The following is a 13,448-nucleotide window of genomic DNA, read 5'->3' as shown; positions in this document are numbered from 1 at the left end:
GCTTTAAGGTACCTATCGAGAGTCAATTAACCGATTGGGTTAAGACTGATTCGACGCCGGCACCTTTCGAGATGCAAGATGAGGCTGAATTTAAGTCAGACTCGGATGAAGGTGGCATTGTCCGTTTCAAACAACAAGATTTGACTGAAGCCGAAGTCCTGGCTCATATCGAAGTGGGTAAGCAAGTCCATAAACTGGCACTGCATTTCGGCCAATCAATTGCTTTCTTATTGCAATCAGATGCTGGCATCAAGCGCCTCAAGTTCTCCGAAGAGTTCAGAGCCGGCAATGATGAAGTGGGTACCGAAGATCCTATGGCCAGACTCGACGCCGATTTTGCCTTGATGAGCAGCGAGCTTATCGCCTTGATGAACTCACTGGTAGAGGCATTAGGCGGACTGGAAGAGAGCATCTAACTCTCTTTCATTCTTATTAAAAAAGCACCTGACAACAAAACTTGTCAGGTGCTTTTTTATTCGCCATAAATCAGTGTTATAACAAGCCTATTAACTATCCGATTTTAGCTTCCCCTTGTTATCGAACGGCCAATCGATACCTAACCAGGCTTTAAAGAAAGCTTTCTGAGCTCGGCTTGGCTTATCCACACTCAACAGCTTCAGCTTACCACTCTGCTGCTCACCCAGTTTCAGCGTCACCTGTTTGAGACGGTCATCGCTAAACAGGCTCACCACAATCTCAGCCCCCGGCTTAAAATCTTTAATTCTGGATGCAAAACCTTTGGCGGTGATCTTCAGACCATCGATGGCTACAATTTCATCCCCAAGCACGATACCCGCATTCCAGGCGGGTCCATCACGCAAGACTTCCGCAAGTTTAAGTGAGTCATCACTCAACTTCACTCCCGCATAAGCCGTGGCTGTAGAGTCTTCCCCGTAGCCTGGCTGTAAACCGGCATTGTCTAGCAAGGAGGTGAAATCCAGGCTCATAGCTGAGTTAACATGTGTCTGCCACCAGGTTTGATAATCTTGCCCCGACAGATCTTTTAAGATCCGTTTAACATCAGCGACGGAGTAACCCGCCGGGATCTTATGCTGATTGTAGAGCGCTTTATGAACGTCACGATAGGAATGAGCAAGATCTGTGTCATTGAGCAGTGAAAAATCCAGCGCCAGAGAAACGAAATAGCCTTCGGAGTAGATGTTGGCACTGTGGTTAACCGCATAGTCCCCCCCCGTGCTCGCCCATTTACCGACGCTCGCCTCTTGCACCGATTGAACTTCACGCCCCGGCGTCGTCTCACTCTGGGCAATTCGCTTGGCTAAGTCTTCAAAAAATTCTTTAACCGTGATAACGCCAGCCCTGAGTAACAACTGGCTTTGAAAATAACTTGTCGACCCTTCGGCAATCCATAACAGTGCGGATATGTTCTCTTTTTGATAATTGTAAGGCACCAACCCTTGAGGCCTGTAAGCCTTCACATTCCAGGTATGAATAAACTCATGGGCAGCGGTTTTAATGAAGCCTAAGTAGTCTTCACGCTCTCGATAACTGAAACGAGGGCGCTGAATCACCGTCGAGTTGAGATGCTCGGTTGCACCTTGGGCACCACTGGTGGCGTGCACTATGTAGACATAACGCTCAAACGGGTAGCCATCCCAGATAGCCCTAGCCTGACCGCTGAGCTTAGTCAGATCGGTAACCATCTGTTCAATGTCATAGTTGCCCTTTCCCCACACGACCAATTCATAATTCCGACCATCGGCAAAGAACGCTCTGTGATGACTGATTCCGGTCTCTATCGGAGAGTCCATCAACACATCATAATTGCTCGCCTCAAACGAATGGGGCTTTCCTGCAGACTCCATGCCTGAATAACTATTCCATTCATCTGGCACGGCTAATTCAACCTTGATCGCCTGATCCTTAAACTCAGGGCTATACACCAAGGTACCACTGGCATCCAAGAAAGCATGAGTCGCATCTATATGGCCAACCCTTTGACCTAAATGATTCGCATATAGCTGATAAGTCACAGTGACGGACGTTGGCTGTTCAAGCTCAACAGTCCACTCACCACTGGCACTTCGCGTATAGGGTAAGATCTTGCCTGATTCATCTTGCGCACTAAAATAGCGAATACCATCGGCTAAGGGTAAAACTTGATACTTGCCAGTTCGCCACACGGGAAGGTTGATTTTCAGCTCTGTGGTTGCAGACTCGGGAAAGTCCACCTCAACCTTAGCCAGATGATGCACAGAGTCGGTGAGTTCTATGCGATAACTGACCTCAGCGAAAATTGATGAGGAAAAAAATGCACTTAAAGTTAAAATCAATGGGGCAGCAGGTTTCACTCTCGATTCCTTCTGTTATAATTGTTATTTATTTTTATAATAAGATCGAGAGTATATCTCTATTTCTCAGACTCGGCATCACTAAAACCTATGCCTCTACGAGTCTATTTTGAGACAATACAATGACTGACCGAACATCCCTTTAAGAGGGCAAGGTATCTGCTTCTTATGCGTATTTTTTTTAGAACTGTGATTTTCTTTTTGCTTTTAGCCACCCCTTCGACTTACGCTCAAGATCATATCGCCCTCGAAATTAAATTAAAAGAATCGCCTGTCGAGCTGTTACAAGAACTACAAGCCTCAATCACCTTGCCCATATCTGCCACTAGTCTCTCGGCTTTTGAACGAGTCGCCAGTGACCAAGGTTACCGAGTCGATGAGCTAAAACATAAACTGCAGCTGCTCACACGACTCTACCTCAGCACCTATGTGCAAGAGCAAGATAAATACCGTAAAACCGAGGCATTATTGTCGCTGCTGGAGATCATAGGCACCACAGCCTACGATGAAAGCTACCTACAAATGTTAACAGGTAGGTACATAGCCAGAAATCAACATAATTACCCACTAGCATTGTCCCATTATGACCAAGCACTGAGCCTGATAGAGAGTGGTCAAGGGTTGCAAACCCAGCTATTAAAACAGCTCATCCATTATCATCTTGGCAGCTTACATCGTATCTTGCATCAGGATAAGCTGGCGCTAATTCACCTAAAACTGTATAAAGAGACCACCTATCAGCTTAGAACTGATTACCTGATTGCCCACGCAGAGTCCACTTTAGGCAACTTCTATAATCAACGGGATCAGTTATCTTTAGCCTTACAACATTACAACGAGGCACTTAGACTCTCGAACCGCCAGCAAAAACCTTTTCTCAAGGCTAATTTACAGCTACAGCTGGCAAGGATATATCGGAAGCTTGAGGCTTGGGATGAAGCGATCCAATACGCACATGATGCAGATGAGGGCTTTAAGGCACTCAATATGGATCGATTACGCTCTAATTGCATGACAGTGATCGCTATGGTTCATGCCAATCAAAATAACTGGAATCAGGCTATTGATTACTATCTCAATGCCCAACAGCTCGATTACAAAGCTCAAAATGTGATTGCTCAGGCATTAAATTATCATAATTTAGGCGAGGCCTATTTCAATAACGGCAACACCAAAACGTCTTTTGAATTTCTGTTTAAGTCCAATGCTATTTTTCGTGCCCGAAAGAGTAACCATTATCTTGTGTTTAATGACCTCTTGATTGCCCAAGTTGCCGTTGCCGATAAAAATTGGCTACTGGCTAAAAAACATAGCGCCTTAGCCTTACACAATGCAGAGAAACTTAAGCTCAAAGATGAACAGATAGAGGCGTTACAGTATCAGGCTCAAGCCTATAGACACCTTAAACAGAGTGACCAGGCCTTTGCCACACTGGATAAGCTCATCGCCCTTAACTTATCCACGCCGGAAATAGAGACTCCTACCGACTACACCTCATCGGTACTTGCCGAGCAAAAATTAAAACTTGAAGTCAATAAGCTTCAAGGTGAGAGCCGTGTACTCAGTTCCCAGTTAGCACATTCACGTTTGCTGTTGATCACCGCGGTGATTTTAGTGTGCTTAATATCACTCATTGGAGTGAACCAATGGCGAAGAAAAAGCGTATTAGCAGCTAGCCTATTAGAAGCTAAAAGTCAAAGCGTTATCGAGCCTGTGAGTGGTTTACCTGGCTATAAAGGCTTCATCGAAGAGCTTGAGTCACAAGATAAAGACACTCCCCATGCCATTGCATTAATTTCACTGACGGATCAATTAAATGCAGATTTTAATCAAGGTTTTCAGTGCAACAACAACATGAATAAAATTCAGTTTCAAGCTCTGGCCCACAGTTTATCAGGCAAGGTATACCTTATTCGGCCTGGATTATTTATGCTATCCCTGAGAGAGACGATCACAGCCAATGAATTATTACAACAGTGCCGTATCGCCATTGATAAAGATTATGGTGACACGTCTATTCATATAGGCATGCTACCTCTTCCTCTGCTGATGGATCCTGATATTAGATTATCTGCCGAAGTCCATTTTGGCGCGGTACAAATGACACTGGCGGCCGCGCTGAGTCTAGGCAAGGCAGCAGATTACTATGTTTCCATAAAAGCATTGGACTTTGCTCCAGCCACTATCTTTGCAACACCGCTATATTTGCACTTAGAAAAGGGCATCATGCGCGGATTATTGAAGGTCTATACCAATGGTGACAAGAAAAAAATTCTATGGCCTAGGTGGAAAAGCCATGAAAATTTGGATATAACAGAATTAACCTAGTCGAGATGATTCATAAGTCGCGCTAGACTAAAATAAGATTTGCACTCCAAAGGGATTGGGATTGCAATAACATTAGCAATACTAATTCACATTTGAAATTATTTTTTGCCTTGAAGAAATAGGACATGGTTAATGAAGGATTCGATGGCAAACACATCTCAGCTCAGTTTATTAAAGCAACAACTCCACTCGGCTAGAGCCGCGCTCGATAACATGAACGAAGATAGAAATGATAAATTGAGGACATTACTGCAATTTATTGGTCATCTGAGTCTTGCCTGCAAAGGGCAAAGTATTAAGCTCGATAATAAACTGGCTAAATTAAGATATAAATTTACTAATTTCGAGACTGTCGAAGAATCACTGCCTGAATTAGTTGAAGTTGAACAACTTCTTAAGCAACAATATAACCATGTCATGGTTCAACTCGAAGACAGTAGAGCCAGCTTATCCCGGGTCATCAGACAGATACAGCGAGTCCAATCTGTACCAGAAAAGGTCAAGAAAGAGATCAGTTACTTCAAAAAAGATCTCGCCAAGCCTTTCCATACTTTCTGGGACTATATCCCTAAAGTCGAAAAACTGGTTGGCTTTTATGAAAGTATACTGGAAGAGCAGTTAGCCCAAGGTGATAAACTCGTCGTGCTCCCCAAGCATCGTCAACTGGCCCATGAACTCGCTCAAATGATCTCCGAGATCGAATTTCGCAAAGATCAGCGGGATCGAATATTCGCACTCAAAGAGCTGCTCTCTAACGATATTGAAATAGACAGCCTCATCGAGGCCTATCAGACCGTGCTTTCTATGCTACTGGATAATATCGCCAGAGAGAAATCTGCTTCTCAGGAATTTCTCTATGCCTTAAACGACTCTCTGTCTGCCGTGAGAGAAGTGGTAAGTGATTCTTACAACAACAATCAACGCAGCTATCAACTGAAAAAACAGCTCAATCGTGAAATTAATACCAGTGTCGATAACGTGGGTGAAGCCATCATAGATATCGATGACATTCACAGGCTAAAGTCTCAGGTCACAGAACAGTTAGCCTCAATTCGAGCGGCTCTTGGCCGTAAAGAAGCCTTGGAGGATCGCGAACAAACCTTGCTGCGCAAGTCGATGGAAGCCATGCGTAAAGAGCTTAACGAACTAAGTAGGGAAGCGAATACCTTTAAAGAAAGATTATTTGAACAGCAGAAACTCAACTTACTCGATACCTTGACCCAGCTGCCTAACAGGGCCGCCCTCGAAGAGAGAATGGAACAGGAATATCGTAATTATCAACGTCATAAACAACCACTCTGGGTCGCTGTGGCCGATATCGATCATTTTAAAACCATTAACGACAATTTTGGCCACAGTACGGGTGATAAAGCCCTGCAAGTCATTGCCATGGCATTGAAAAATTCACTGCGTGATACCGAGTTTGTCGCCCGCTATGGTGGTGAAGAATTTGTGTTTATTATTCCTGATGTCAACGCCACAGATATTGAACAGCTTTTAAACAGAGTGAGAGAAAAAGTAAAAAGTATTCCTTTTAAGTTTAAAAATCAGAGAATTACAGTTACAGTATCTATTGGTGCTGCACAGATTATCAATAATGAGCTTATCAATGAAACCTTTGATAGAGCCGACGCTGCACTGTATCGAGCAAAACATGAAAGCAGAGACAGAGTGATCATTGACGTGTAGCCTATAACCGTAAGACTCTTAGATATCTTGATAGGCTGGCATCTTATGTAACGGTGCCATCAACACACATCATTGCACTCCCGTCACAGCTAAGGAGTTACTATGATTGTTAAGATCAGCCCTAAAGGAAGCATGGATCAACTTTCACAATTGGAAGTCGATCGTCTAAAACAAAGCGCAAAAAGCGAACTCTATCAACTTTACCGTAACTGTTCATTGGCCGTTCTCGCATCTGGCTTACAGAGCGATAACGCCGAAAACCTGTTCGAACAATTCAATGATTTCAATATTAAGGTTCTACGTCGTGAGCGCGGAATTAAAATTGAATTGACCAACCCCCCTGAAGCCGCCTTCGTCGACGGTAAGATAATCAGAGGCCTTCAGGAGCATCTATTTGCCGTGCTCAGAGATATCGTCTACGTCAGCAACAAATACGATGATCTCAAGCATATCAACCTGACTAACTCTAGCCATATCACCAACGTCGTCTTCGATATCTTACGCAATGGCCAGGTTATTCCACTGGAAGACCCCAACGTTGTCGTATGCTGGGGTGGCCACAGCATCAATGCCATCGAATTCCAGTACACCCGCGAAGTGGGCTATGAGCTTGGCTTGAGAGAGATGAACATATGTACCGGCTGTGGTCCGGGCGCCATGGAAGGCCCCATGAAAGGAGCAACCATAGGTCACGCGAAGCAACGCATATCACATGCAAGGTATATAGGACTCACAGAGCCCAGCATCATCGCCGCCGAACCCCCCAATCAGATAGTCAACGAGTTGGTGATCCTTCCAGATATAGAGAAGCGTTTAGAAGCCTTCGTCCGTTTAGGCCACGGCATCGTTATTTTCCCTGGTGGAGCTGGCACCGCCGAAGAGTTGCTCTATCTACTCGGTATCTTGCTCAATAAAGAAAACCAAGACATGCCCTTCCCCTTGGTACTAACCGGCCCTAAGGAGAGTGCCGATTACTTTATCAAGATCGATGAGTTTATTGGAGCAACCTTAGGCGAAGAAGCTCAGAGTAAATACGAAATCGTCATCGATGATCCTGTGCGAGTCGCAAGAGTGATGAGCCACGGCATGGATGTCATCAAGGATCACCGGAAGACCACTGGTGACTCCTATCAATATAACTGGTCACTGAAAATTGAGCCCGAATTTCAGCTGCCTTTCACCCCCACTCATGAGATGATGAGCAATCTCAACCTACACTTTCAGGATAACAAGGCTGAACTTGCTGCTAATTTACGCAGAGCGTTTTCAGGCATAGTCGCTGGCAATGTGAAGATGGAAACCATCAAGAGCGTTAAACAACATGGACCCTTTGAAATAAAGGGCGACCCTAAGCTTATGGCTATGATGGATACTCTCCTGAACGCCTTCGTAAAACAGCAGAGAATGAAGCTACCTGGTAGTAAATATGTTCCTTGCTACAGGATAGATAATTAAACAGAACCAAGTGATAAAAAATAATAGATGAACACTTTTTTAATTATTGATGGCTTAAACTTGGTCCGTCGCATTCATGCGGCGCAGCCCAATGACAACGATACTAACGGACTGGATAACCGGGTGGCCTCAGCCTGCAACAAGTTACTCAAATTCCACCAACCAAGCCATGTGGCAATAGTCTGGGACGGCAAGGAGGTCTCATGGCGCAAACACCTGTTCGAAGACTATAAAAAAGGGCGAAAGCCTATGCCCAAGGCATTGTCTGAGTACTTGCCAGGTTTAAAGCTGCATCTGGCTAACATACATGTAAACTCCCTGGATGCTGACTCCGAGGCCGACGATGTCATTGCCACCTTAGCAAGTAAACTCGCCGCCAGTGGTGGTGAGGCCATCATAGTATCGACAGATAAAGGCTTCACTCAGCTCAATCACCCTAAGATAAAAAGGTGGGATCACTTCAACAAGGTCTATCTCACAATAGCAGAACGCGAACAGCAACTGGGAGTTCAACACTCACAGTTTATCGATTATCTGGCTTTAGCCGGGGACAGCGGTAATAAGATACCTGGCGTTCCGGGTATCGGCCCAAAATCAGCCATAGAGCTATTAAAGAGATTTCGCTCTCTTGCCAATATTTATTTGTCTATCGATGAAGTGGGGGCTAAACAGGCAAAGAAGCTCGAAGAGGGTAAACAGATGGCCAGACTGAGCTATAAACTGGTCCAACTACGGACTGATATGCCATTAAAGGCTAATCTGAATCAATTTAGATTGCCACAAGAAGCTGTCAACAGCTAGGTTCTCATAGGCTAAAATAGACAGGGTTATAAATTTGTAAACATTAAGTTCCTTTCTTGTTGTTTACCTAGTAGCGTGAAGTGAGTATCTTATAGAAATTCACCGGTATAATGTACCAGTGTCATCCCGTTACTATGTATCAAGGACCCAGCTCGCAGATGAAATCTAAAGTTCCAGTCATTATTGGCTCTATTTTTGCTGCCTACACCGCCTTTGTCGCTGTCGTGGTACTCGTGTATGAGCCGACCCCAGATGAGATGCACTGGGAAGACAGACAGGTTTACAACAATGCAAAATTAGCCGATATCACCATAGGCCAGAGCTTATCAGAGATTAAACTATTAATGGGTAAGGCTGATTTTTCGGAAGCTAAAGTGACTGACGATGTTGCACTACAGGTGCTCTTTTATCGAACTCATCATGCTCAATCAGATGGGATAACCACCAGAGACGAGTGCACTCCGCTATTATTTAAAGTTCAGAAACTGATTGCCTGGGGATCTGATACTTACGATCAATACCTAGCAGCAGCCATAGGTGGCTAAACTCTAGTAGTAAAAGTGATGAAAGCTCAAGATAACAAGTTAAACCAATGATTAAATTGATACTTATATGGAATGATATTAAAAGACTTCAGACCCAGGTCACCTACAACCAACGCCTAACGCGACTTCGATAAGCCAGATATTCATCACCAAACTTTTCAGTCAGATAAGCTTCCTCCGGTCGAATAGCCAGATAATAGACAGAGATACATGCCGGGATCACACTCAGCATCAACCAAATATGACTAAAAAACAGGCCTAAGCCCAAAGGAATAGTGCAAAATGCCAGGTAAATAGGATTACGAGAGTAGGCGTAGATGCCTGTGGTGATAATGCTGGAAGTGGGCTTCCAGGGCTCGATATTGGTTTTAACCCGCTTAAAAAGCGTCGCTAAATACAATAAAACCACAAGTCCTAATATGCTTATTACCACACCTGAGTATGCTAATGCCACAGGAAACCCGATATCGAGTGGATAGATCTGGCCTAACCCAAGACAACAAAAAATAAACAAGATAAACACCACAGGAGGCGGTATGCGTACGCCTGCACCTCTAGAATCATCCATCATTAATATCCCTATTTTTGGTTAAACTTATCGGCACATTCGCGATGGGATTCATGATGGCAAAAAAAAACCATAAATACCGTCCCCATGTGCAACCAGAGTCCATCCATATTGTTCTTTCCTTAAAGCCGAGTATCAACTCGGCTTGGTGTTACTGACTAATACCAATCGGTATAATAATAAGGTATGGCTAGTCCGCTTGCTTATACTCAGTATAAGCTTCACCTTGGGTCAACCAGCTCGGAGCAGGTTTACCCTTAAGATAATGATCGAAATACTCCATCATGCGGATGCTGTAATCCAGCTTGTTGGCATACTTCTTCAGATGATGTGGCTCATCTTGATATTGCAAGAACACCACATCTTTACCGGCACGGCGCATCGCTAAATAGAGCTCGATACCTTGCTCCCAAGGCACAGCATCGTCTTTATCACCAAACATGATCATCATAGGCGTCTCGATGCGCTCGACGTAGAAAACGGGTGAGTTCTCGATATACTTCTGCGGTGCACGAAAGAGGCTCTCGCCGATACGGCTCTGGCCCGTTTCATACTGAAACTGACGTGCTAAACCACTACCCAGGCGTATACCGCTATAGGCACTGGTCATATTTGCAACCGGAGCACCGGAGACGGCAGCCTTGAAGATATGAGTCTGAGTCACGGCAAAAGCCGTTTGATAACCGCCCCATGAATGGCCCTGAATACCTATGGCATCTGGATCGGCAACGCCCATCTCGATGATCTTCTGCACACCCGACGTTAATGCCTGCACAGATGCTGCTCCAGGATAGCCAACTTCGAATCTGATATCAGGCAGGAAGATGGCGTAGCCATTATCGGCATACCAGGCAAAGTTAGGCCTATGATTGATCTTCATCTGCGGGAAAGCGTGCAACCTATCACTCATAAAACGATAAAAGTACACCAGCACAGGATAACGCTGACCTTCGACATAATTAGTTGGCTTAATTAGCACGCCATCCAGAGGCTGACCGTCACCATTAGTCCAATGGACTAACTCTGACTTGCCCCAATTAAACTGACGTTTCTGGGCATCTAAGTCAGTCTGCTTGTTGGCTTTTTGTGGCGTTAAATACTCGGCAGTATAAAGGTCTGCAAACTGATCGTAGCGCTCTTTGGAGAACACTAAGGTATCTGCATTTTTACTGCGTGTCAGCGTCTTTAGTTTGTAATCCCCCTCCATCAAGGTGTTAACACCTGCAACCCCTAGGGTAGCAAGATAGTATCCGTCACCTTTGGTTCTCTCGTTATAACCATGAAGTAAGACTTGCTGATCTATGGCGAGCACATCGGGATGATTTTTATCGTCGACTAAGCCAGTAACCCGGTATTGAATACCTTGCTTACGCCCCTTGCCTGCGGTGAGTTTAAATGCCTCGTGTGACTGAGTATTCACTTGCCAGATGTCGTACTTATCGTACAACAGCAAGCCGGCATCATCTTTCAGCCAGGGACCGAAACCATATCCCGGTGCATTCGATGGATAGTCATGATCTTCATCGGCAAATGACACCTTCAAGTCTTTAGTCAGATTAGTGCGTCTATCTGCCGAGATTTGATACAGGTAAACATGACCTTGCTGAAAGTAAGTCACATAGCGCTCATTTGGCGAAAGAATGGGCTCTTCGCTGCTCGGCTGCTGAGTTAACACTAAAATCTTACGTCCGGTATTGAGGTCTATCAGGTAATAATCCCGATAAAAACCTGCCCAAGTGATCATCTTACGATAGGGAATGTCGGAGCTTGCTAACACGAAACGAGTCTGCTCCTCTAGCGCCACATCCGGTACAGTTGCATCGGCCAGCTGTACTAGGTTATTGCTATTAAGGTGCAGTACCGCCAGATAAGTGCGCTTCTGCTCCTTCTCGTATTGTTTAACCTCATTAGGCTTAATGCGCGCATCGTCACCGTGCCATATTCGTAGTTTTCGCTGACCCGTAACGATTGATGTATCGAACAAGTCTTCTTGCTTGTCAATTGTCGCGAGCGCTAGCTGCTGACTCACTTGAGGCACACGGCCAAAGAACAGACGTTGGCTATCTTCAGAAAATCTCAACTGAGTATAGCGATTCAGTTGCCACTGTTTCGATGTCGGCGTGGCTTTAACCTCAGAGGTTGGTATATTAAACAGTGACAAGCTATATGGGCGTCCGTATGGCGCAACATCCGCTGCGCCATGAGTAAAACCAATATATTGACCATCATCACTGAGGGAGACATGACCAAGTTGTTGATTGTTATATTGGCGCACTATTTCTCTGGTATTGTTACTAAGCTTAAACAGGACTAACTGATGCACCTTCGCCTTAGTGTTATTGCTGGCTACAACTAGGTGCTTGCCACTCTTATCGAAATAGTAGTCGGTGACATAAGCCACTTTCTGGCGAGTGCCATTTTTCAGTACCACAAGCTCAAATGGTGATCCCTTGTCGAACTTATCGACTTTGACCTCTTCACTCTTATCGCTGGCAGTCGATTCTTGTTTATCTTTCTGCTCTAATTTATCTTCGTCGGCTTCGAACCAGATAGCCAAATGACTCGCAGACTGGTTAAATTCAAACTTTTTCACTCGCTCGAAACGCGTCTCTTTACCCGTTTGAGTATTGAGTAACACCATGCCTGACTTAAGTTTTTTCTTTTCTTTCTTGGATGCTTTCTCACGTTCAAGCAGAGGTGTCTTCACACTAAAGGCAACAAAACGGCCATCGGCGCTAATCTTGGGCTTAGAGCCACCATCGACACTGAATGTTTTTGTCGACGTTAAACTCTTCACCAAGCCATGACTGTCGCCGCGATCGGGAGAGACCTCAACGGCCAACGTGGTCCCCGAATCAGAAAGCACGGGCTGCTTCAGTGATTCAAAGTGCATGATGTCATTGGGTGTTATCGCCGGATGCGTCGCCGCCATGGCATAATCACCAGCGGTGAGTAAACTCATTGAGAGGAATAGCAAGGATGCGATTGGTAGTGACTTCAAGGTCTTCCTCATTTTTCTTATTGTGTTAACTGTTTTTAGGTTTTGATTAGTTTTTTGATTAGTTTTTTGATTAGTTTTTTGATTATATTTTTGATTATATTTTTGATTATATTTTTTATTATAGAGACTAGACTAAAGTCGTCTTTTTTAACCTTTAACCATCGATCATCGTCATTATACCATTCCATATAAGTATCTGGTCAGTTCAGAGACTCTCAGTTTTTTCAATTCAAGACACATTGATGAGGAAATGGTTATTCCCTTTTAAGTCAATGTAACACAGAAGTGAAAACACTGAGAGCCTCACGCAGTGCGGCTGATGTTTAAAGCAAAGGGCAAAGCCCTTTATGCTACGTTGAATGTTCTCGATATACGACTGCATGGTCTATTTTGTTCCATACAAAATAAGACATTTCCCTGACCCATAGGGATATGGGAAATGTCTTGAAAGCGTATGGAACGCTTAAGACCATGGAGGTCAGATGCAGGAGGTACGAGCCCATGGACGGGTGAAGGTAGAATAATGCAGGAGCAATTATCGAGAGCAACGCAGGAGCTTGTTGCCGAGAATAACTATTAGCTTCAAACATTCGCAAGCCACATGGATGTGGTGAATGTCTATATTGCAGGAGTAAATATAGACCTTGCCTACAGTGCTTTGAACTCCCGCTGAATGATCAGATACTTACTCGGAATGGTATAAGCCATATTTAATGCAAGTTACACTACATAAAAAAACGTGAGATTAC

At 44.5% G+C, this 13,448-nt stretch carries 9 protein-coding genes; 6 read left to right on the top strand and 3 right to left on the bottom strand.

All coding sequences use genetic code 11. The features are described from left to right. A partial coding sequence (gene rdgC / locus KT99_RS05055; RefSeq protein ID WP_005497666.1) for a recombination-associated protein RdgC occupies positions 1 to 416 on the top strand: 416 nt, incomplete at its 5' end. A 90-nt stretch (positions 417 to 506) separates the two neighbouring features. On the opposite strand, the gene KT99_RS05050 is transcribed toward rdgC, so the two are convergent. Next, positions 507 to 2,312, bottom strand: a complete 1,806-nt coding sequence (locus KT99_RS05050) for a M61 family metallopeptidase (RefSeq protein WP_005497665.1) — start codon at positions 2,310 to 2,312, stop codon at positions 507 to 509. A 168-nt stretch (positions 2,313 to 2,480) separates the two neighbouring features. On the opposite strand from KT99_RS05050, the gene KT99_RS05045 reads away from it, so the two are divergent. The 5 genes from KT99_RS05045 to KT99_RS05025 all read left to right on the top strand — a co-directional run bounded on the left by KT99_RS05045 (position 2,481) and on the right by KT99_RS05025 (position 9,130). Continuing rightward, complete coding sequence (locus KT99_RS05045; protein WP_005497663.1) at positions 2,481 to 4,640, top strand: tetratricopeptide repeat protein; 2,160 nt, start codon at positions 2,481 to 2,483, stop codon at positions 4,638 to 4,640. A gap of 132 nt (positions 4,641 to 4,772) precedes the next feature. Continuing rightward, positions 4,773 to 6,329 carry a GGDEF domain-containing protein gene (locus KT99_RS05040; protein WP_005497661.1) on the top strand — a complete coding sequence of 519 codons (1,557 nt, stop codon included), beginning with the start codon at positions 4,773 to 4,775 and terminating at the stop codon, positions 6,327 to 6,329. Between the two features lie 102 nt (positions 6,330 to 6,431). After that, positions 6,432 to 7,784, top strand: coding sequence for a nucleotide 5'-monophosphate nucleosidase PpnN (gene ppnN, locus KT99_RS05035; protein WP_005497658.1), 1,353 nt, complete (start codon positions 6,432 to 6,434; stop codon positions 7,782 to 7,784). A gap of 27 nt (positions 7,785 to 7,811) precedes the next feature. Further along, on the top strand, positions 7,812 to 8,585 hold the full coding sequence (gene xni / locus KT99_RS05030; protein WP_005497656.1) for a flap endonuclease Xni: 774 nt from the start codon (positions 7,812 to 7,814) through the stop codon (positions 8,583 to 8,585). Between the two features lie 158 nt (positions 8,586 to 8,743). Further along, the gene (locus KT99_RS05025; RefSeq protein ID WP_040571613.1) at positions 8,744 to 9,130 is read left to right on the top strand and encodes a DUF3192 domain-containing protein; all 387 of its coding nucleotides are present in this window, start codon (positions 8,744 to 8,746) and stop codon (positions 9,128 to 9,130) included. A 103-nt stretch (positions 9,131 to 9,233) separates the two neighbouring features. On the opposite strand, the gene KT99_RS05020 is transcribed toward KT99_RS05025, so the two are convergent. Both KT99_RS05020 and KT99_RS05015 read right to left on the bottom strand, forming a co-directional pair. Beyond that, complete coding sequence (locus tag KT99_RS05020) at positions 9,234 to 9,701, bottom strand: methyltransferase family protein (protein WP_100067615.1); 468 nt, start codon at positions 9,699 to 9,701, stop codon at positions 9,234 to 9,236. Between the two features lie 187 nt (positions 9,702 to 9,888). Then, on the bottom strand, positions 9,889 to 12,699 hold the full coding sequence (locus KT99_RS05015) for an alpha/beta hydrolase family protein (protein ID WP_040571632.1): 2,811 nt from the start codon (positions 12,697 to 12,699) through the stop codon (positions 9,889 to 9,891). Positions 12,700 to 13,448: the final 749 nt, after the last annotated feature.

This window comes from Shewanella benthica KT99, assembly GCF_000172075.1.
Taxonomy (GTDB): domain Bacteria; phylum Pseudomonadota; class Gammaproteobacteria; order Enterobacterales; family Shewanellaceae; genus Shewanella; species Shewanella benthica_A.
Note: the sequence above shows the minus strand (reverse complement) of the source record. Positions and strands in the feature narration are given on the sequence as shown.